Source organism: Labrys okinawensis, assembly GCF_047345005.1.
Classification (GTDB): domain Bacteria; phylum Pseudomonadota; class Alphaproteobacteria; order Rhizobiales; family Labraceae; genus Labrys; species Labrys okinawensis.
Window position 1 is genome coordinate 4,304,872 of the sequence record NZ_CP178864.1, and the last position, 18,364, is coordinate 4,323,235.

The 18,364-nt window shown below is 62.5% G+C and carries 20 protein-coding genes and 1 tRNA gene; 12 read left to right on the forward strand and 9 right to left on the reverse strand.

The window, feature by feature from the left end; translation table 11 throughout:
• Positions 1–142: 142 nt before the first annotated feature.
• A complete protein-coding gene (locus ACMDCR_RS20150; protein ID WP_413988326.1) occupies positions 143–1,063 on the forward strand; it encodes a hypothetical protein in 921 nt (306 codons plus the stop codon).
• 100 nt (positions 1,064–1,163) lie between these two features.
• Entirely contained in the window at positions 1,164–1,646 is a 483-nt protein-coding gene (locus tag ACMDCR_RS20155; RefSeq protein WP_413988327.1) for a DUF2867 domain-containing protein, read from the forward strand.
• Positions 1,647–1,753: 107 nt separating this feature from the next.
• On the opposite strand, the gene ACMDCR_RS20160 is transcribed toward ACMDCR_RS20155, so the two are convergent.
• Both ACMDCR_RS20160 and ACMDCR_RS20165 read right to left on the reverse strand, forming a co-directional pair.
• A complete protein-coding gene (locus ACMDCR_RS20160) occupies positions 1,754–2,383 on the reverse strand; it encodes a LysE family translocator (RefSeq protein WP_413988328.1) in 630 nt (209 codons plus the stop codon).
• A 118-nt stretch (positions 2,384–2,501) separates the two neighbouring features.
• Positions 2,502–3,398 carry a cation diffusion facilitator family transporter gene (locus ACMDCR_RS20165; protein ID WP_413988329.1) on the reverse strand — a complete coding sequence of 299 codons (897 nt, stop codon included), beginning with the start codon at positions 3,396–3,398 and terminating at the stop codon, positions 2,502–2,504.
• 316 nt (positions 3,399–3,714) lie between these two features.
• Between ACMDCR_RS20165 and ACMDCR_RS20170 the strand changes: the two genes are divergently transcribed.
• On the forward strand, positions 3,715–4,980 hold the full coding sequence (locus ACMDCR_RS20170; protein WP_413993676.1) for an MFS transporter: 1,266 nt from the start codon (positions 3,715–3,717) through the stop codon (positions 4,978–4,980).
• A gap of 46 nt (positions 4,981–5,026) precedes the next feature.
• Here ACMDCR_RS20170 and ACMDCR_RS20175 read toward each other — a convergent pair whose 3' ends face one another.
• The 4 genes from ACMDCR_RS20175 to folE all read right to left on the reverse strand — a co-directional run bounded on the left by ACMDCR_RS20175 (position 5,027) and on the right by folE (position 8,818).
• A complete protein-coding gene (locus ACMDCR_RS20175; protein WP_413988330.1) occupies positions 5,027–5,902 on the reverse strand; it encodes an NAD(P)-dependent oxidoreductase in 876 nt (291 codons plus the stop codon).
• A 34-nt stretch (positions 5,903–5,936) separates the two neighbouring features.
• Positions 5,937–6,344: a phosphoribosyl-AMP cyclohydrolase gene (gene hisI, locus ACMDCR_RS20180; protein WP_413988331.1), complete on the reverse strand. Its 408-nt coding sequence runs from the start codon at positions 6,342–6,344 to the stop codon at positions 5,937–5,939.
• Between the two features lie 89 nt (positions 6,345–6,433).
• The gene (locus ACMDCR_RS20185; protein ID WP_413988332.1) at positions 6,434–8,062 is read right to left on the reverse strand and encodes an NADP-dependent glyceraldehyde-3-phosphate dehydrogenase; all 1,629 of its coding nucleotides are present in this window, start codon (positions 8,060–8,062) and stop codon (positions 6,434–6,436) included.
• 108 nt (positions 8,063–8,170) lie between these two features.
• Positions 8,171–8,818: a GTP cyclohydrolase I FolE gene (folE, locus tag ACMDCR_RS20190; RefSeq protein ID WP_413988333.1), complete on the reverse strand. Its 648-nt coding sequence runs from the start codon at positions 8,816–8,818 to the stop codon at positions 8,171–8,173.
• Positions 8,819–8,956: 138 nt separating this feature from the next.
• Between folE and ACMDCR_RS20195 the strand changes: the two genes are divergently transcribed.
• The 5 genes from ACMDCR_RS20195 to ACMDCR_RS20215 all read left to right on the forward strand — a co-directional run bounded on the left by ACMDCR_RS20195 (position 8,957) and on the right by ACMDCR_RS20215 (position 13,144).
• Positions 8,957–9,400: an iron-sulfur cluster assembly scaffold protein gene (locus tag ACMDCR_RS20195; RefSeq protein ID WP_413988334.1), complete on the forward strand. Its 444-nt coding sequence runs from the start codon at positions 8,957–8,959 to the stop codon at positions 9,398–9,400.
• Between the two features lie 88 nt (positions 9,401–9,488).
• Positions 9,489–9,818, forward strand: a complete 330-nt coding sequence (locus ACMDCR_RS20200; RefSeq protein ID WP_413988335.1) for a hypothetical protein — start codon at positions 9,489–9,491, stop codon at positions 9,816–9,818.
• Positions 9,819–9,951: 133 nt separating this feature from the next.
• Positions 9,952–10,260 carry a membrane protein insertion efficiency factor YidD gene (gene yidD / locus ACMDCR_RS20205; protein WP_413988336.1) on the forward strand — a complete coding sequence of 103 codons (309 nt, stop codon included), beginning with the start codon at positions 9,952–9,954 and terminating at the stop codon, positions 10,258–10,260.
• Positions 10,261–10,312: 52 nt separating this feature from the next.
• Positions 10,313–12,265, forward strand: coding sequence for a threonine--tRNA ligase (thrS, locus tag ACMDCR_RS20210; protein ID WP_413988337.1), 1,953 nt, complete (start codon positions 10,313–10,315; stop codon positions 12,263–12,265).
• Between the two features lie 348 nt (positions 12,266–12,613).
• On the forward strand, positions 12,614–13,144 hold the full coding sequence (locus ACMDCR_RS20215) for a metallophosphoesterase family protein (RefSeq protein ID WP_413988338.1): 531 nt from the start codon (positions 12,614–12,616) through the stop codon (positions 13,142–13,144).
• Positions 13,145–13,168: 24 nt separating this feature from the next.
• Here ACMDCR_RS20215 and ACMDCR_RS20220 read toward each other — a convergent pair whose 3' ends face one another.
• The 3 genes from ACMDCR_RS20220 to ACMDCR_RS20230 form a co-directional block, all read right to left on the reverse strand.
• Positions 13,169–13,732, reverse strand: coding sequence for a TetR/AcrR family transcriptional regulator (locus ACMDCR_RS20220; protein WP_413988339.1), 564 nt, complete (start codon positions 13,730–13,732; stop codon positions 13,169–13,171).
• Positions 13,733–14,564: 832 nt separating this feature from the next.
• Positions 14,565–14,837 carry a hypothetical protein gene (locus ACMDCR_RS20225; protein ID WP_413988340.1) on the reverse strand — a complete coding sequence of 91 codons (273 nt, stop codon included), beginning with the start codon at positions 14,835–14,837 and terminating at the stop codon, positions 14,565–14,567.
• A 214-nt stretch (positions 14,838–15,051) separates the two neighbouring features.
• Positions 15,052–15,127 (reverse strand) — tRNA-Thr (locus ACMDCR_RS20230).
• Between the two features lie 236 nt (positions 15,128–15,363).
• Here ACMDCR_RS20230 and ACMDCR_RS20235 point away from each other — a divergent pair.
• The 4 genes from ACMDCR_RS20235 (at position 15,364) to ACMDCR_RS20250 (ending at position 18,263) form a co-directional block, all read left to right on the forward strand.
• Positions 15,364–16,728, forward strand: a complete 1,365-nt coding sequence (locus tag ACMDCR_RS20235) for an L-serine ammonia-lyase (RefSeq protein ID WP_413988341.1) — start codon at positions 15,364–15,366, stop codon at positions 16,726–16,728.
• A 256-nt stretch (positions 16,729–16,984) separates the two neighbouring features.
• Complete coding sequence (locus tag ACMDCR_RS20240) at positions 16,985–17,308, forward strand: ArsR/SmtB family transcription factor (protein WP_284314432.1); 324 nt, start codon at positions 16,985–16,987, stop codon at positions 17,306–17,308.
• Entirely contained in the window at positions 17,305–17,736 is a 432-nt protein-coding gene (locus ACMDCR_RS20245; protein ID WP_413988342.1) for an SRPBCC family protein, read from the forward strand. The genes ACMDCR_RS20240 and ACMDCR_RS20245 overlap by 4 nt, the downstream gene beginning before the upstream one ends.
• The gene (locus ACMDCR_RS20250) at positions 17,736–18,263 is read left to right on the forward strand and encodes a cytochrome b (RefSeq protein ID WP_413988343.1); all 528 of its coding nucleotides are present in this window, start codon (positions 17,736–17,738) and stop codon (positions 18,261–18,263) included. Before ACMDCR_RS20245 ends, ACMDCR_RS20250 begins: the two co-directional genes overlap by 1 nt.
• Positions 18,264–18,364: the final 101 nt, after the last annotated feature.

Here is an 18,364-nt window from a genome sequence, read left to right on the forward strand (position 1 = left end):
CATCTGGGGGCACGCGACCAGGAACGAGAACACCATCGGCCGCCGCCCATACGATCACGAACCGGCTCGCATGGGAACGAGAGTCCAGCGGACTTTTGAAGAAGGGGCTTGAAATCGCCGACTTTCCGTGAATCGTGACGCCATGATTTCCGATCGCCCTTTCCGCGCCCTTGTTGCGAGTGCCTGCTTCCTTGCGCTGTCGCTCCCGGCGCTCGCCCAGACCGACGCGCCAGCGCCGGGCCCTTCTCGCGCAACACCTTCCGGCGCGCCTCCGCCCGCACCAGCACAGATCGTTCCGGCCGTGGATCCCGCCTCCCTGCGCAGCGTGAGCCTGGCGGCCGTCTTCACCGACAAGGGCGGGCAGATCACCTCCGGCCTCAAGTGGCGCGTCTTCCACATCGAGTCGGCTGGCGCGGATGCGGTGAAGGTGACGGAGTCGGATGATCCCAGTCCGAAATTTAGGCTGCCGCCGGGCCGTTACGTCGTGCATGCGGCTTATGGTCTCGCCGCTGTCACCAAGGAGATCACGGTCGCCAAGGAGGCGCTCGAGGACACACTGGTGATCAAGGCCGGCGGCCTGCAGGTAGAAGCCTCCGTGCTCGACAAGCCGATACCAGCCGCTGAGCTTACCGCTCGCATCATGCTGATCCAGCCGACAGGCGAGCGCCGCCTGATCGCCGAGGGTGTCTCGGCCACCAATATCATGCGCCTGCCCGAGGGCCGGTATTATGTCGAATGCACCTATGGCGATTCCAACGCCGCCGTCTCAGCCGAGATATCGATCACCGCGGGCAAGTTGACCGAGGCGACCTTCCACCAGATGGCAGCCAGCCTGACGCTGAAGCTGGTGAGCCAGCCTGGAGGCGAGGCCATTGCCAACACGGCCTGGTCCGTGCTGACGCCGGGCGGCGACGTCATCCGCGAATCCATCGGCGCCTTCCCCTCGCTGATCCTGGCCGAGGGCAACTACACCGTGGTGGCCCGGCACGAGGGCCGCGTCTATACGCGCGAATTCGACGTGAAAGCCGGCGAGGATGGCGATGTCGAAGTGGTGGCGCGGTAGGCGAACTGTCTTGTCACCCCTTGCGCTGGTTTGCCGCTGCCCGGGAGGGCGCCATCGTCGTGCCGCTGCGATAAGATAAGGACGTGAAAGGCAGGTGTTCATGACAGCCAGAAGCGTCGAACCCGATGCCCGCTTGCGCGAACTGTTGCCGGGCGCCCAGTTCGCCGATGCCTATAGCCTCGCGATCGCCGACCGCTCGATCGATGCACGCCTGGCCGCGGAACGTGTCATTGGGCGCGCACCCCGCTGGGTGGATCTGCTGCTGTCCCTGCGCAATGTCGCCGTCGCTCCCTTCGGCCTGCATAGACAAGCGCCGCAGGCACAGGTCCGGCATGGCGTGCTCGGCATCTTCCCGGTGATCAGTCAGACCCCCGAACGCCTCGTCGCCGGTTTCGACGACAAGCACCTGAACTTTCGGGTGGTGGTGGATGTCTCCGCGCCGTCAGCGCCGCGAAAGGTCACGCTGACCACGGTCGTTCTGACTCACAACCTGCTTGGCCGCGCCTATCTTGCCGCCGTGCTGCCCTTTCACAGGATCGTCGCGCGCGCCATGCTGCAGCAGGTGGCAGAGAACCGAGAGTAAGGCGCGCTAGAGCAAAGCGCGATTAGGCGTAAACGCTTCTCTGCTCTAGCTCTTTGTTTCGACGCGTCTTTGCGATTCTTGCCGATTCCGTCAAATCGCAAAACGCGCTAGGCACTGGCGCGGCGATAAAACGCGAGCGATCCGGCCAGCATGAGCAACGCCCCGCCGCACAGGCGGTCCAGCCACAGAGCGCCCGATTTCTTCAGCATCCGCACGGCATGCGACCCCAACAGGGCGTAGCCGAGCATCACGGCAAAATCGATGCCCGCAAAAACCACGGCGAGAACCACATATTGCTGGAATTGCGGGAATTCCGGCCGCACGAATTGCGGCAGGAAGGCCGAAAAGAACAGGTAGCCCTTTGGATTGGTCACCGCAACGAGGAAGCTGCGCAGAAAGATCGAATGCATGGAGCGGTTGCCGTCGCCGGCTGCCTGGATGGCGCTGTCCAGCGATCCCCTCGAGCGCAGGAGCATGATGCCGAGGAAGGCGAGGTAGCCGACGCCAATCCATTTCACCACTGCGAACCAGAACTCGGACGCGGCAAGCAATGCACCCAGCCCGATAGCAACGGCGCCGATCAACACGAAATCCGACAACACCGCGCCCATCATGCCGATGATGGAGCGACGCACGCCGAAGCGTGAGCCGTTGGTGAGCGCCAGCAGCACGGTGGGGCCGGGCGTGGCGATGCCGATGAAGGCAATGAGCGCAAAGGCGAGGACGGTGACTTCCATCGCGAAGATTCCCCCGTCTGAATAGAGCTGTCGAACGAGATCGAAACGCCAGCGTGGCACACAATTCCAGCGCCGTGAAGCGTTCGCTCCAGGTCCTTGCGACCTTCGCGTGCCAGATTCAGGACGCCAGCAGCACCGGCACGCCCTTGTGCTTGGCCTTCTCTTCCGGCTCCACATGAATGGTCACGCGAGCGCCCTCGATCTCCTGGCGCAGGGCGGCCTCGATGCGATCACAAATGGCGTGCGATTCAGTCACCGACATCGAACCCTTCACCACGAGGTGAAACTCGATGAAGGTGACGCTGCCAACCTGGCGCGTGCGCACGTCATGGGCCTCCTGCGCACCTTCGCTGTGACTGGCGATGGTTTTGGCGATCCTGTCGAGCACGTCGGGCGGGGCCGAGGCGTCCATCAGGCTGGAAACGGAATCGCGGATCATCACCCAGCCCGACCAGAGGATGTTGAGCGCCACGACCGCGGCGAGGATCGGATCGAGCACCAGCCAACCCGTCACCGCCACCAGGGCGACACCGACGAGGATGCCGCAGGACGTCCAGACATCGGTCATCACATGGTTGCCGTCGGCGATCAGCGCCGGGGAACGCCACTCTCGACCGCGTCTCAGCAGCAGCCAGGCCCAGACGCCGTTGATCACGCTGGCGACGGCATTGACGGCAAGGCCGAGCGCCGGCGTGTCCAACGGCCTGGGGGCGAGGAAGCCGCCATAGGCCTCCTTCAGGATCATCACGGCCGCAAAGACGATCAGCACGCCTTCGAGCACGGCGGAAAAATATTCGGCCTTGTGGTGCCCGTAGGGATGGCCGCCATCGGCCGGCTTGGATGCCACTCGCAACGCAACGAAGGCGGCGCTCGCGGCAACGACATTGATGATGCTTTCCAGCGCGTCCGAATAGAGGGCAAGCGAGCCCGTGACCCACCACGCCCCGAGCTTGAGCGCGAGGACAATGAGGCCGATGCCGGCACTGCCAAGGGCGGCTTTCTGGGCGCGATCCATGCTGCTTCCTGAGTCAACGCGCGCATCTTCTCCCGACGCGCGCCTTCGGGCAGGTCCCTACTCCCGGGCCGTGCCCCAAGGCCAGAGCAAGTAATATAGCCCGGGCTATTCGGCGTGTCGTGGGCAGCCCGAAGACCGCCTCGGCGCCGACAGTCGATCACGATCAATTCCCGTTTCACTTTTCCTGCATGAAGGCAGTATCGCTATGCTTGCGACATCCACGCCGAATCAAGAACAGCAAGAATATTTCACAAATCATAGACGGAAAAACACAATGGCAGGAAACGCTGGAGCCAGCCCCGTTTCGACGGGCGGCATGCCGCAGACGCGGGGTGGTCTCGGCCGCATCGTCCTGGCAAGCCTCATCGGCACGACCATCGAATTCTACGATTTCTATATCTACGGCACCGCTGCCGCGCTGGTGATCGGGAAGACCTTCTTTCCCGCCTCCGACCCGGGCGCGCAGACGCTCAATGCCTTCCTGACCTTCGGCATCGCCTTCATCGCCCGCCCGATCGGCTCGATCCTGTTCGGCCATTTCGGCGATCGCATCGGCCGCAAATCCACGCTCGTCGCCTCCATGCTGGTGATGGGCCTGTCGACGACGCTGATCGGCGCCCTGCCGACCTATGAGGGGGCGGGGGTGCTGGCGCCGATCCTGCTCTGCCTGCTGCGCTTCGGCCAGGGCATCGGCCTTGGCGGCGAGTGGGGCGGTGCGGCGCTGCTCGCCACCGAGAATGCGCCGAAGGGCAAGCGTTCCTGGTTCGGCATGTTCCCGCAGCTTGGGCCGCCGATCGGCTTCTTCCTCGCCAACGGCCTGTTTCTTCTGCTCCTGCTCTTCCTCAGCCCGGACGCGTTCAAGGCTTGGGGCTGGCGCATTCCCTTCCTGCTCAGCGCCGCACTGGTGGCAATCGGGCTCTATCTGCGCATCTCGATCAGCGAAACGCCGGAATTCAAGGCCGCAATGGCCCGTAACGAGCGGGTCGAGGTGCCCTTGCTCGAAGTGCTCCGCGAGCATTGGCTGCCGCTGATCCAGGGCTCATTCTCGATCGTGGTCTGCTATGCCCTGTTCTACATCTCGACGGTGTTCGCCCTGGGCTATGGCGTGGCAACTCTGCATATTCCCAGCACAGACTTTCTCGGCCTGCTTTGCATCGCGGTGGTGTTCATGGCGATCGCGACGCCAATCTCGGCCTCGCTGTCGGACAGATTCGGCGCGCGCCCGGTCCTGCTCGTTTCCAGCGCCTTGGCCGCCCTGTCCGGTTTCGCCCTGCCCGTCCTGCTCGGGAGTGGCAATATCTTCGCCATCCTGGTCTATCTCGTCATCTCGCTTGGAGTGATGGGCCTCACCTTCGCCCCGCTCGGCGCCCTGCTGCCGGCGTTGTTCCCCACCCGCGTGCGCTATACGGGCGCCTCGAGCGCCTATAATCTCGGCGGCATCCTCGGCGCCTCGCTCGCGCCTTATCTCGCCAAAGTCCTGCAGGATTTCGGCGGCCTTTCCTATGTCGGCTACTACATCACCACGGCGGCCGCGCTGAGCTTCCTGGCGGTGCTGAGCATGCGCCGATCGGAGGGAGTGTGAGCCCATCGACCGGGGCCTGACCGAGTGTTGTGGTTATAGCTCGCGCCTACCCCTTCCCGGCCCGCCGGGCTGCGACCTTCGACAGGGCCGCCAGGTCGAGGTGGCCCTCGCCATGGGCGACGCCGTCCAGGAGATTGTCCTTCAGCGCGCTCGCGAAGGGCATAGGCGCGCGGGCGAGTTCCGCCGCTTCCAGCGCGAGGCGGATGTCCTTGAGGCCGAGCGACAGCTTGAAGCCGGCTGGCTCGAAACGCTGCTGCACGATAGCCTCGCCATAGATCTTGTAAACCGGCGCGGCGAAGGTGGTGGAGGTGGCCATCGCCAGGAAATCCGCCACGGCGACGCCGTGCCCGGCGACCATGGCGGACGCCTCGGCCATGCTCTCGATGGCGCTGACGAGCATGAAGTTGGAGGCAAGCTTCACTGCATTGGCACGCTCGGGCTCAGCCCCGAAACGCCAGGTCTTCTGGCCCACGACATCGAAAACAGGCTGGACGCGGTCCAGCAAAGCATCCTCACCGGCCGCCAGGATGTTGAGCTGCCCGGCCTCCGCGACATTCACGCGCCCAAGCACGGGTGCGGCGATGTAGCCGATGCCCTTATCGGCATGCCGCCCGGCCATCTCCTTGGCGAACGCAACCGAAACCGTGGCCATGCAGACATGGACGGCGCCGGACTTCAGGGCAGCCAGGGCTCCCCCCTCCTCCAGGATCGAGCGCGTCGAAGCATCGTCCGCCAGCATAGTGACGAAGATCCCAGCCTGCGCCGCTTCGGCAGGTGTCGCCGCTTCCTTCGCACCGAGAGCGGCGAGCCGCTCGACGGGCACCTTCGAACGGTTCCAGGCTAGTACCTCATGCCCGGCCTTGACGAGGTTGGCCGCCATGGCAAAGCCCATATTTCCGAGGCCGGCAAATCCGATCTGCATCGCTGTCGTTTCCTGTTGAATTGTCAACCTGAGATCAGCGCGCCATCACCAGCCGCGCCGGCCCGCCATTCTCGTCCGTCACGACGCGATAAAAGCAGGAGTGCCGACCGGTGTGGCAGCAACCGCCATCGCCCCCGACCTCGACGCGGATGACCAGGGCGTCCTGGTCGCAATCGGCGCGCATCTCCACCACGCGTTGGAGCTGGCCCGAAGTCTCGCCCTTGCGCCACAGGCTCTGGCGGGAACGCGACCAGTACCAGGCCTCGCCAGTCTCCAGCGTGCGGGCGAGCGATTCCTCGTTCATGTGCGCGACCATCAGCACCTCTCCCTTCTCGGCACCGATGGCGACCACGGTGACGAGGCCGTCGCGGTCGAATTTCGGCGTGAAGAGGAGGCCTTCCTCCAGGGAGGCCTTGTCGCCGGGCAGCGGGAAAAGAGACATGGAAGAACTCGCATAAATTCGAAGGGCGCGACGCGAAAGCCTCCCCACGAAGCTGGGGGAGGCTTTCTCGTCGCGCCTTGATCCCTATCTCAAAAAATATAATCCGTGTGGATGAACTTCGACTTGTGGCTGCGCGTGATCTCATCGAGCAGCTTCTTGCTCGGCTCCGTCTGCTTGGCGGCGATCATCGAGCGGATCGAGAAGGAACGCAGGGCGTCGGTGACCGAGAGCGTGCCTTCCGCCGAATCCTTGCGGCCGGTGAAGGGGAAGACATCCGGGCCGCGCTGACATTGGCAATTGATGTTCACGCGGCAGACCTGGTTCACCAGGGGATCCACCAGCGTGGCGATATCATCGGCGCTGGAGGAGAAGATGCTCACCTGCTGGCCATGATCGGAGGTTATGACGTAATCGAGCGCCGTCTCGATGTCGTCGAAAGGCATCACGGGCACGATCGGCCCGAACTGTTCCTCGCGATAGAGCTTCATGCCTTCCTTCACCGGATAGACCACAGCCGGCCGGAACAACGTGGCGTAGTCCTCACCCCCGCCGGCATTGACGACCCTGGCGCCCTTGGCCTTGGCGTCCTCGACGCATTCGATCATGTAGTCTGTCTTCGCCCTGTCCGGCAGCGGCGTGATGGCCACGCCTTTCTCCCAGGGCATGCCGATCTTGAGCTTGCCCAGTTCCTCGGAGAACCGTTGCAGGAAGCGATCGACAATGGAACTGTGCACGATCAGCATCTTCAACGCCGTGCAGCGCTGGCCGTTGAAGGAAAGCGCGCCGAGCAGGCATTCCTTCACCGCGAGTTCCAGATCCGCGTCGGCGAGCACGATCGCCGCATTCTTGGCGTCGAGGCCGAGAATGGCACGCAGGCGGTTGGTCTTGGGATGCATCTTCTTGAGATGGTCGGCAACCTTGCTGGAGCCGATCAAGGTCAGCGCATTCACGTGGCCGGATTCGAGCAGATGTGGCACCACCTCGGAGCCCTTGCCGTAGACCATGTTGATCACGCCGACCGGGAAGGCGCTGCGGAAGGCCTCAAGCAGCGGCTGGAACAATAGCACGCCGAAGCGCGGCGGCTTGAACACCATGGTGTTGCCCATGATCAGCGCCGGGATCAGCGTGGCGAAGGTCTCGTTCAGCGGATAATTGTAGGGGCCCATGCAGAGCACCACGCCGAGCGGCGTGCGGCGGATCTGGCCGATGGTGCCGTCGACGATCTGGAAGCGGGAATTGTCGTTGTCGAGCGTGCGCAAGGCCTCCATGGTGGCGCGCATATAGTCGACCGTGCGGTCGAACTCCTTCTCGGCATCCGGGAGGCTCTTGGCGATCTCCCACATGATCAGGCGTACGATCTCGCTGCGCTTGGCGACCATCTGGTGGGTGAAGTCCTGCATGCAGGCGATACGGTCGGCCACCTTCATGGTGGGCCAGGCGCCGCGGCCGTTGTCATAGGCCTTGACGGCAGCGGCAAGCGCCGCGTCGGCTTCCTCCACTCCGCCCTTGGGGATGCTACCAAGTTCAAGTTTCTCGAGAGTGCCGTCATTACGGCGCAACTGGATGGGCGAAATAACCTTCTGGCGTTCACCCCTCCAGGGGACGAGTTCGCCATTCACCAGCACACTCTCCTGATGGATCTGTGTCTCGATGCGATAATCGGCTGGAATGTCTTCCGCGCGGGGAAAGAGTTCCTTGAGGGCTGATGATTGGGACAAGGTCGTCTCTCCTTATGCTGTGGCGAGTCGTGGCACGGCAGCGCGCAACGCGATGCCGGCACTCTGCAGCACGGTTTGTAAAAGGAGTAAGACGCACCGGTTCCGGTGTCAGCGCGCCTTGAAAGCCTGGCGAACCAGGGTGAGGAAACGCAGCTGTTCTTGCGGATCATCCTTGAACATGCCGGTGAAGCCGGTCGTCACCGTGGAAAGGCCCTGCTTCTGGATACCGCGCATCGCCATGCACATATGCTCGGCCTCCACCATCACGGCGAGACCGCGGGGTTTGAGGTGCTCCTCGATCGCCTGCGTGATGCTGGCCGTGAGATGCTCCTGCGTCTGCAGGCGCCGCGCATGGATGTCGACGACGCGGGCAAGCTTGGACAGGCCCACCACGCCGCCGCGGGGATAATAGGCGACATGGGCATGGCCGAGGATCGGAAGCACATGGTGCTCGCAATGGGAGAAGAACGGGATGTCGCGCACCAGCACCATGTCCTGATAGCCGCCGACTTCCTCGAAGATCGTGTCGAGTTCCTCGCCGACATCCTGGTGATAACCGGCGAACATCTCCTGCCACGCCTTGGCCATGCGGCGCGGGGTGTCGAGAAGACCTTCGCGGTCCGGGTCGTCGCCCGCCCACTCGATCAGGGTGCGCACGGCTGCCTCGGCCTCCTCGCGTGAGGGGCGGTGTACAGGCGTGCGACGATCGCCATCCCGTTCCGTCTGGGCCGCATGCTTGTCTACAAGCGCATCCATCAAACCACTCCAACCATCAGGCACCTGGCCCGGCGGTAAAAACATCATTTCGTCCTGGAGGGATGACATCCCCTCCCCAACACACGTTCCATGCTTATATAGTCGGGAGCGACGCGCCCACAACCAGGCGACCTCCACATGCTCGACGACGTCTATAATAAACGTATTCTCGAATTAGCAGCGAATATTCCGCGTATCGGCCATTTGCCGCACGCAGACGCGGCGGCAACAGCCCATTCCAGGCTCTGCGGTTCCACCGTTTCGGTGGAGCTCACGGTGGATGGCGACAAAGTCTCGGACTTCGCCCATGTCGTGAAGGCTTGCGCCCTTGGCCAGGCCTCTTCCTCCGTCATGGCCCGCAACATCATCGGCGCCAGCAGCGCCGAATTGCGGGAAGTACGCGAGACGATGCGCCGCATGCTGAAGGAAAACGGCCCGCCGCCCGAGGGACGCTTCGCCGAGGCGGCCGTACTGGAGCCGGTACGCGACTTCAAGGCACGGCATGCCTCGACGCTGCTCACCTTCGATGCCGTGGTGTCGGCTCTCGACAGCATAGAGGCGAAGAGAGCGGCGGCGGAATAAGTTGGGAGAAAAAATTCCGTTCGACTCTTGAACTTGCCGGCATTTCGGGGAAATGAGCATCCTGATCTTGTGAATGACGGGGGCGCCCATGTTGAAATTGATCCTGAGGCGCCACGCCAAATCGGGCCTGATCGGCGGCAAGAAGTTCGAGCTCACCTGCCGGGTCGAGAGCGACAGGGATCTCCACGCCCTCTTCAAGGGTTATCCGGACGAACTGGTGCTGGCCTACAAGTCGATCTGGGCCGACCGTTCCGTTTCGCTCAAGCGCAGCGAATTCCTGCGCGGCAGCAAGTTCTCCATCGCCTCGCTCAACGAGATGATCGAGCTGGAGGAGAGGCTGCAGATGGCATTCGACCAGACCAAGCGCATGATCAACATCGTCGAGACCCTCGAGAGGGATATCGCGCTGGAGGAGTGATCGGTGGGTCGACCTCCAGGTCGACCCTGCCCTTATCGGAACGCTCACCGCTTCCAGGAAGATCGACCTGGAGGTCGCCCCCCAAATACGCCCGGCTTGCCCGCGCCAGAGGAGACCAGGGAATAGCCCTGCCATGACCCTTCCCCGCACCATCGCCCGCTACACGATCATCGCCTACAGGGTGACCCTTTCCTCGCTGATCGGGCGTCAGTGTCGCTACTTCCCAAGCTGCTCGGAATATGCGGAGGAAGCGATCGAGAAACATGGCGTGTGGGCCGGCGGCTGGATGGGGTTCTTCCGTATTTGCCGCTGCCATCCATGGGGCGGATCGGGTCTCGATCCCGTGCCGGAGCAATTGCCCGTCGATGTAAGCTGGTATAGACCGTGGCGCTACGGCCCGCGCCGGCCCTTCGTCTGCGACGAGGGTAACCCCGAAAACTGAAACGCAATTCGCTTACCTGCTTGGTTGGCAGGAGTGAGCCTGGAGACAGACTATGCCTGTATTGACCTTTCCCGACGGCAATCAGCGTTCCTATGAGTCCGGCGTGACCGGCAAGGCCGTTGCCGAGGGCATCTCCAAATCCCTGGCCAAGAAGGCCATCGCCATGAAGGTCGATGGCATGCTCAGCGACCTCGCCGACGAGATCGGCAAGGATGCGCGCATCGAGATCGTCACCCGCGACAGCCCCGAAGCGCTGGAACTGATCCGCCACGACGCCGCACATGTAATGGCGGAGGCGGTGCAGTCGCTCTGGCCTGGTACGCAGGTCACCATCGGCCCGGTGATCGAGAACGGCTTCTATTACGATTTCTTCCGCAACGAGCCTTTCACGCCGGAAGACTTCCCGAAGATCGAAGCGAAGATGCGCGAGATCATCAATCGCAACGCCCCCTTCACCAAACAGATCTGGAGCCGCGAGAAGGCCAGGCAGGTGTTCCGCGACAAGGGCGAGGCCTTCAAGGTCGAGCTCGTCGATGCCATCCCCGAGGATCAGGACCTGAAAATCTATTATCAGGACAACTGGTTCGACCTCTGCCGTGGCCCGCATATGGTCTCCACCGGCCAGATCGGCAACGCCTTCAGGCTGATGAAGGTGGCTGGCGCCTATTGGCGCGGCGATTCGAACAACCCGATGCTGACGCGCATCTACGCCACCGCCTGGCGCAGCCAGGAGGAGCTCGACCTCTATCTCAAGCAGATCGAGGAAGCGGAAAAGCGCGACCATCGCCGGCTCGGACGCGAGATGGACCTCTTCCATTTTCAGGAAGAGGGTCCCGGCGTTGTGTTCTGGCATGGCAAGGGCTGGACGATCTTCCAGGAACTGATCGCCTATATGCGCCGGCGCCTCAAGGCCGACTACAAGGAGGTCAATGCCCCGCAGTTGCTCGACAAGCATCTGTGGGAGATCTCGGGCCATTGGGGCTGGTATCGTGACAACATGTTCATGGCGAAGTCCGCCGGCGAGGATACGGATGACGACCGCATCTTCGCGATCAAGCCGATGAACTGCCCGGGCCATCTGCAGATCTTCAAGCATGGCCTGAAGTCCTATCGCGACCTGCCCATGCGCCTCGCCGAGTTCGGCGCCGTGCACCGTTACGAACCGTCGGGCGCGCTGCACGGGCTGATGCGCGTGCGCGGCTTCACGCAGGACGATGCCCATATCTTCTGCACCGACGAGCAGATGGCGGCCGAGTGCCTCAAGATCAACGATCTCATCCTGTCGACCTACGCCGATTTCGGCTTCGACGAGATCGTGGTCAAGCTCTCGACCCGGCCGGAGAAGCGCGTCGGCTCGGACGATCTGTGGGACCGGGCCGAAGACGTCATGATGCAGGTGCTCAAGCAGATCGAGGAACAGTCGGGCGGTCGCATCAAGACCGGTATCAATCCCGGCGAAGGGGCCTTCTACGGCCCGAAATTCGAGTACACGCTGAAGGATGCCATCGGCCGCGACTGGCAATGCGGCACCACGCAGGTCGACTTCAACCTGCCGGAACGCTTTGGCGCCTTCTATGTGGATTCGGACGGCGAGAAGAAGACGCCGGTGATGATCCATCGCGCCATCTGCGGCTCGATGGAGCGCTTCCTCGGCATCCTGATCGAGAACCATGCCGGTCACTTCCCGCTCTGGCTGGCGCCCGAACAGGTCATGGTCTGTACCATCACCAGCGAAGCCGACGAATATGCGGAGGAGGTTGTCGCCGCGCTCAGAAAGGCGGGGCTTCGGGCCGAGGCGGACCTGCGCAACGAGAAGATCAACTATAAGGTCCGCGAGCATTCGCTCACCAAGACACCAGTGATCTTCGCCCTCGGCAAGCGCGAGGCGGCCGAGCGCACCGTCTCGATCCGCCGCCTCGGCTCCCAGCAACAGCAGTCCCTGACGCTGGACGAGGCGATCACGGCGCTGGTGGAGGAAGCCACGCCACCGGACCTCCAGCGCTGATTGCGGTGTGCCGACCTCCAGGTCGGCACTCTGCCTGGGGCCACAGGCGTCTCGCCCATGTGCGCTAGCTTTGCAAGGCGAGGCGCACCAAACGCGGAGTGTCGATCTCCTGATCGACATCTTCCCGCTAACCAGCGCATCGTTTTCAAGAATGTCGATCTGGAGATCGACACTCCAAGCGCGCGCCTCACCTCGCAAAGCTAGAGCGTTTTACTTTCAGATCGAATCACCAAGAATCGCAAAATGCTTTTGGTGCCAACAAGTTAATTTCGTAGTCCGCTCCTGCCTGAAGGCATTTTGCTCTAGCGCACATAGGCGAAACGCGCGCGGTTTCAGGAGTCATTCCCCGTGAGCAAGCTCTTCCTCACCGCTGACACCCATTTCGGCCACGAATCCATCATTCGCCTGTGCAAGCGTCCCTTCGATAGTCCGCAGACGATGGACGAAACCCTGATCGCACGCTGGAACAGCAAGGTCGCGCCCAATGACGTGATCTATCACCTCGGCGACATCAGCTTTCGTGCCGGCAAGCCGCCGCAGGCCTATCTGGAGCGGCTCCATGGCCAGATTCATCTGATCATCGGCAATCATGACAACCGCGAGAAGCTGGAGGGTTCACCGCAGCTGCGTTCGATTTCCGATATCAAGGAGATCAGCTGGAAGGGCCAGCGCATCGTGCTCTGCCACTATCCGATGCGCGAATGGCCGGGCGCCTGGCGCGGAGCCTGGCATCTGTTCGGCCATGTCCATGGCAACCTCGACGACCAGCCGCTGGGCCGTAGCCTGGATGTCGGCGTCGACAGCCATCATTATGCGCCGCTGGCGGTGGAAGAGATCGCCGCCATCATGGCGACGCGCAACAAGCACTTCGGCTTGTGAGCGAGGTGCCTCCTCGATCGGCCCCTACGCCACATTCCTGATCGCGACGCCATCCAGCATCGTGTCCATCACCTTGTCGACATAGGCCTGGTCGGGCGGTGTGATGGTGGAAAGGAAACGGAAGAGGATCGGCCCAAGCACCATGTCGACGATCACGTCGGGATCGATATCGTCGCGGAGCTGGCCCTTATGGATGGCGGATATCACGAAGGCACGGGCGATATCCTGTCGGCGCTTCAGCACGATCTCGCTGAAACGCTGGCGGAAGCCGCGCTCGAATTGCGCTTCGGCGAACAGAGCGCGATAGGCTCCCTCCATCACCGGATTGGGCAGATAAGCCGCGAGACGGTGAAGATAGGCGCGAAAATTGACCAAAGGCTCGCCGCCCACCACCACAGGTGGCATGGCCTCGCTGTAACGGGTCAGGAAAGCGTCGAGCAGAAGGTCCGCCTTGCTGTCATACCAGCGGTAGATGGTCTGCTTGCCCACCCCTGCCGAAGCGGCAATTCGTTCGACCGAAATGTCACGATAAGGCGTATGTTCAAGTAGGTCGGCTGCTGCGTGCAAAATCGCCTTATGCGTCTCCATGCACCGCGGTCTTCCGACCGGACGCGCCGCCTGCTGAGCAATGGCCACGGACAACTCCTTATACGTTAAATATCAATTCTAGACGTAATGTCTCGTATATAAACGCATTTCTGTCTTTTGGCAATCAACTCCACCTTGCAGGCGTCCTAACGGGCTACCACCATCACTTCAGGCCTGCGCCAGCGCCGCGCGGCGGCCCGCTCGATTAGCCCTCGCAAAAGGACATGTCCACAGGGGCCTCGCCGTTCACGAAAATTTCAACCCGCACCGTATCGTTTCTCGTTGCAATTGGAGACGCCGCGTCTTATAAATCATCTGACGGCGACGGTCTGGAGTTTTTTGAGATCAGGTTGTCGCAATAGGGGATCGTGAGTAGATGCCCTTCGGATTCGGTAACGATTGTTAGCACCAAAGAGTAAGTGACGGCGACCCACGCTGCCTAAACCTGGATATTGTAGTTTCTAATGGAACGCCGCACCTTCCCAACGGGTGCGGCGTTTTTAGTTGGAACCGACAGTCTCGATATTTACCAGACTTCGACTAAACGCTGCAATCGGGAGTTGTTCGGGCGACATGTAAGCGGCAAGACTGCCCACCGATCATGCGAATATGGCCTCTTGCTGAAACCTGAAGCGTTCTGCGATTTGACTGGATCGGCGAGAATCGCAAAGACGCGTCGAAATAAAGAGTGAGAGCAAGGCAGCGTTTATGCTTAAACGCGCTTTGCTCTGGGGTTCGGCAAGCCTCGTTGCGGAAGGGCAATTGCACACTGCCCGGATGATATTGCAGCCTCTCCCCATCCCGCCGTTCGGAGGAAGGCGGGAAGTCGCCGCTACCGATCCTGCTGCCCGCCGACAACGCGGTCAACAATCGGAGCCGGGCCTTCGACACCGCTTCGAACCCTGCCGCGCACATAGCCTCTGGCAACTGCCGTCGCCAGGCGCTCGACCTCCGCCTCCAGATAGGCGTTGGCAATGAGGGAGACGGCAAGGGCCGAACGAATATCGCCGTCCGCGAGACGAATCGCCTCTTCGACGGATCTCGCCAGTTCATCCTCGTCGATGGCAGGCTTGCTTCCCGCTTCCTCGGCCTGATCCCGTTCCATGTCTTGCCTCTCCGGCCCCGCCCTCCTTCATGCACGAGTTACCAGAACAAATAAAGAACAAAAGACCGAGCAATCCAATTCTTGCGCCGTTTGACGCCGCCGTCAGGAAACTGGCTGTGCCGCCTGTCGTGCCTGTTACAAAGATTGCTCTGCGCGTCGTCAGGGTTCGTACGCATAACCCAAAAGAGCAAACCTATATTTTCAATGAGTTGAATGGTGCCCCCGGACGGGATCGAACCGCCGACCTTCGGTTTACAAAACCGCTGCTCTACCAGCTGAGCTACAAGGGCATAAAGGAGAGTGCGTAGCCCCTATCAGAGACGCAAGGCTGGTTCAAGCTCGGCTTTACGTGAAAGCAATCCAGCATCGCGGCCTCGGAGCGGGCGAAACCTGGTCGGATTTGGCCAAGCGGCGATCGCATCGGTGGGCATGTATGGCCGGCTGTATCCGGCGACATGCGACATAGCATTCGCGGATGGCTCGCCAACTGCTACACTCACCCCCCACTCAGGGACTCGCAAAGCCGATGATCAGTGTCTTCGACATCTTTAAAATCGGCATCGGCCCCTCCTCCTCCCATACCGTGGGTCCGATGCGGGCAGCGGGCCGTTTCGTGCAGTCGCTGCGCAAGCAGGGCCATTTCGTCCGCACGCACCGGGTCGAGACCACGCTCTATGGTTCGCTGGCCTGGACGGGCCACGGCCACGCCAGCGATATCGCCGTGATTCTCGGCCTGGCGGGCGAGGAGCCCGAGACGGTCGATCCCGAGGCAGTCGCCACCATCGTGGAGGAGGCGACCTCCAAGGGCATGATGGCGCTGGGCGGGCGGCGCGCCATGAGCTTCGAGCGCAATCGCGACATCATCTTCGACCGCAAGACGCCGGCCAAGGGTCATCCCAACACGCTCTCCTTCACCGCCTGGGACGAGGACGGCACGGCCCTGCTCACCGAGTTCTATTTCTCCATCGGCGGCGGCTTCGTTCTGGCCGAGGGCGAGAGCGCCTTGGCAAAGGACGCCGTCGAAGTCCCCTACCCCTTCGCCAGCAGCGCCGATCTCCTGCGCATCGGCAGCGAGCATGGCCTCACCATTGGCAGCATCGTGATGGCCAACGAAAAGGCGAGCCAGCCGGAAGCTGCGATCCGCGAGCGCCTCGCCCGCATACGCGCGGTGATGGATGCCGCCATCGACCGCGGCATGAGCCTGGAGGGCGAGTTGCCTGGCGGGCTGCGTGTCAAGCGCCGCGCCAAGGCGTTGCACGACCGCCTGCTCACCGATATCGGCCGCAATGTCCGCGCCCCGCATGAAATTATGGACTGGGTCTCGCTCTATGCCATCGCCGTGAACGAGGAAAACGCAGCGGGCGGGCGCGTGGTCACGGCGCCCACCAATGGGGCGGCCGGCATCGTCCCCGCCGTGCTGCGTTACTACCGCGATTTCTGCGATTTTAGCGAGGAGGGCGCCGACGAATTCCTGCTCACCGCGGCCGCCATCGGCACGCTGTTCAAAATGAATGCCTCTATATCGGGGGCCGAGGTCGGTTGCCAGGGTGAGGTCGGCGTCGCCGCCTCCATGGCCGCCGGCGGCCTTGCAGCGGCGCTGGGCGGCACCATCGCGCAGGTGGAAAATGCCGCGGAGATCGGCATGGAGCATCATCTCGGCATGACCTGCGATCCGATCGGCGGCCTGGTGCAGATTCCCTGCATCGAGCGCAACGCCTTCGGCGCGAACAAGGCCATCGCCGCCGCGTCGCTGGCTCTGCGTGGCGACGGCACCCACAAGGTCAGCCTCGACCAGGTGATCACCACCATGCGCGTCACCGGCGCCGACATGCAGTCCAAATACAAGGAAACCTCGCAGGGCGGCCTCGCCGTCAATGCGGTGGAGTGCTGAGGCGCGGCCAAGGGGTGCGGACGCGGCGAGGCGATGCGCCGGAATGGCGTGGCCGCCTCTGGCCGCCATCTGGGAAACGAGGCGTCTGTAGGAAGACAAGTTGGCGGTCAGAGACCGCCACTCCAAATTAGACACCGCTCCCGCGGAGCCAGTACCGCCCCTTCCCCAAAAAGAGAACCCCTCCTCTGGTCGGACAAGCCGGCTTGACAGATTCATAACTCCGGAGTTATCAATAACTATGGAGTTATGAATTGCGATGAACGCCGCATCCGACACCCTCTTCAGGACCCTCGCCGACCCCACGCGCCGGGCGATCTTCGAACGCCTGGTGCGCGAGGGTGAGCTCACCGTCCGTGCTCTCACAGATCATTCCGGCGTCTCGCAGCCCGCCATCTCCAAGCATCTGGGCGCCCTCAAGCTCGCCGGTCTCGTGCAGGATCGCCCCGAGGGACGCCAGACCCACTACAGCGCCCGGCCCCAGGGCCTCGCGCCGCTGATCGACTGGATGAGCCTCCATGCCGCCTTCTGGCAGGACCGCTTCGACCGGCTTGAAGATCTCTTGAACAGGATGGACCAATGACTGCAGAACGTTCCGTCGTCGTAGAACGGCTGATGCCGCATCCGCCGCAGAAAATCTGGCGCGCCCTCACACAGGGGCCGCTGATCGAGGAATGGCTGATGAAGACCAATTTCGAGCCCAGGCTTGGTCACAAGTTCAACTTCCGCACGGATCCTATGCCGCAATGGAACGGCGTGCTCGACTGCGAGGTGCTCGCCCTCGAACCCCATGAGACCGTTTCCTACAGCTGGAACGCTTCCGGCGCAGAGGCTGCCAACGGCTTGAAGACCGTGGTGACCTGGACGCTGACCCCTACCGAGGGTGGCACGCTGGTGCGAATGGAGCAGTCCGGCTTCCGGGCCGAGGAGGAGGCGAACTATCAGGGCGCGCTCTATGGCTGGCGGCGCAATCTTGCGGGCCTTGAACGCGTCGTTGGGGGCCTCGCCTGATGCGCTACCACCCTCTTCTCGTGGCGCTGCATTGGGTCTCGGCGGTTCTTGTCATCGCCACTCTTTTCGTCGGTTTTGGCCTCCTCGCCACCACGCCGAACGAGGCCGCTGGCAAGATCGCCATCCTGCGTTGGCACATGGCTGGCGGCATGCTGATCCTTGCCTTGACGATCATACGCCTGGTGGTGCGCTGGCGTTCCTCCAAGCCAGCAGCCGCGCCAACGGGTAACATGCTGCTCGACCGCCTGGCCACACCCGCCCATTACGGCCTCTACCTGCTGATCGTGCTGATGGTCGCGACGGGCTATGCCACCGGCATCCTGGCCGGGCTTCCTGCCATCGTTTTCGCCAACTCAGGCGATCCCCTACCGCCAAGCTTTGCGGCCTATCCGACCTTTACCGCCCATCTTCTGCTGGCCCTCCTGCTGACGACCCTTATTGCGCTGCATATCGCTGCCGCGCTCTATCATCATCTCGTCCTGAAGGACGGCTTGTTCCGGCGCATGAATTTCGGGCGCCGGTCCTGAAGCTCCCGGGCCTGGCACCGCTGCGCCACGCCGCCGGCCCGCCCATAAGAATTAGCGCGCTCTCCCCAGAATCGTCAAAATCATCATCTTTCTGACGTGAG

What these genes read in the sequence shown, in the direction of transcription:
- ACMDCR_RS20220 (WP_413988339.1), bottom strand. Translation starts at nt 13,732, where the DNA reads ATGGAGACGCATAAGGCGATTTTGCACGCAGCAGCCGACCTACTTGAA.
- ACMDCR_RS20160 (WP_413988328.1), bottom strand. Translation starts at nt 2,383, where the DNA reads ATGGAAGTCACCGTCCTCGCCTTTGCGCTCATTGCCTTCATCGGCATC.
- ACMDCR_RS20250 (WP_413988343.1), top strand. Translation starts at nt 17,736, where the DNA reads ATGCGCTACCACCCTCTTCTCGTGGCGCTGCATTGGGTCTCGGCGGTT.
- thrS (WP_413988337.1), top strand. Translation starts at nt 10,313, where the DNA reads ATGCCTGTATTGACCTTTCCCGACGGCAATCAGCGTTCCTATGAGTCC.
- ACMDCR_RS20165 (WP_413988329.1), bottom strand. Translation starts at nt 3,398, where the DNA reads ATGGATCGCGCCCAGAAAGCCGCCCTTGGCAGTGCCGGCATCGGCCTC.
- ACMDCR_RS20235 (WP_413988341.1), top strand. Translation starts at nt 15,364, where the DNA reads ATGATCAGTGTCTTCGACATCTTTAAAATCGGCATCGGCCCCTCCTCC.
- ACMDCR_RS20200 (WP_413988335.1), top strand. Translation starts at nt 9,489, where the DNA reads ATGTTGAAATTGATCCTGAGGCGCCACGCCAAATCGGGCCTGATCGGC.
- ACMDCR_RS20150 (WP_413988326.1), top strand. Translation starts at nt 143, where the DNA reads ATGATTTCCGATCGCCCTTTCCGCGCCCTTGTTGCGAGTGCCTGCTTC.
- ACMDCR_RS20245 (WP_413988342.1), top strand. Translation starts at nt 17,305, where the DNA reads ATGACTGCAGAACGTTCCGTCGTCGTAGAACGGCTGATGCCGCATCCG.
- ACMDCR_RS20175 (WP_413988330.1), bottom strand. Translation starts at nt 5,902, where the DNA reads ATGCAGATCGGATTTGCCGGCCTCGGAAATATGGGCTTTGCCATGGCG.
- hisI (WP_413988331.1), bottom strand. Translation starts at nt 6,344, where the DNA reads ATGTCTCTTTTCCCGCTGCCCGGCGACAAGGCCTCCCTGGAGGAAGGC.
- ACMDCR_RS20195 (WP_413988334.1), top strand. Translation starts at nt 8,957, where the DNA reads ATGCTCGACGACGTCTATAATAAACGTATTCTCGAATTAGCAGCGAAT.
- ACMDCR_RS20225 (WP_413988340.1), bottom strand. Translation starts at nt 14,837, where the DNA reads ATGGAACGGGATCAGGCCGAGGAAGCGGGAAGCAAGCCTGCCATCGAC.
- folE (WP_413988333.1), bottom strand. Translation starts at nt 8,818, where the DNA reads ATGGATGCGCTTGTAGACAAGCATGCGGCCCAGACGGAACGGGATGGC.
- ACMDCR_RS20155 (WP_413988327.1), top strand. Translation starts at nt 1,164, where the DNA reads ATGACAGCCAGAAGCGTCGAACCCGATGCCCGCTTGCGCGAACTGTTG.
- ACMDCR_RS20170 (WP_413993676.1), top strand. Translation starts at nt 3,715, where the DNA reads ATGCCGCAGACGCGGGGTGGTCTCGGCCGCATCGTCCTGGCAAGCCTC.
- ACMDCR_RS20240 (WP_284314432.1), top strand. Translation starts at nt 16,985, where the DNA reads ATGAACGCCGCATCCGACACCCTCTTCAGGACCCTCGCCGACCCCACG.
- yidD (WP_413988336.1), top strand. Translation starts at nt 9,952, where the DNA reads ATGACCCTTCCCCGCACCATCGCCCGCTACACGATCATCGCCTACAGG.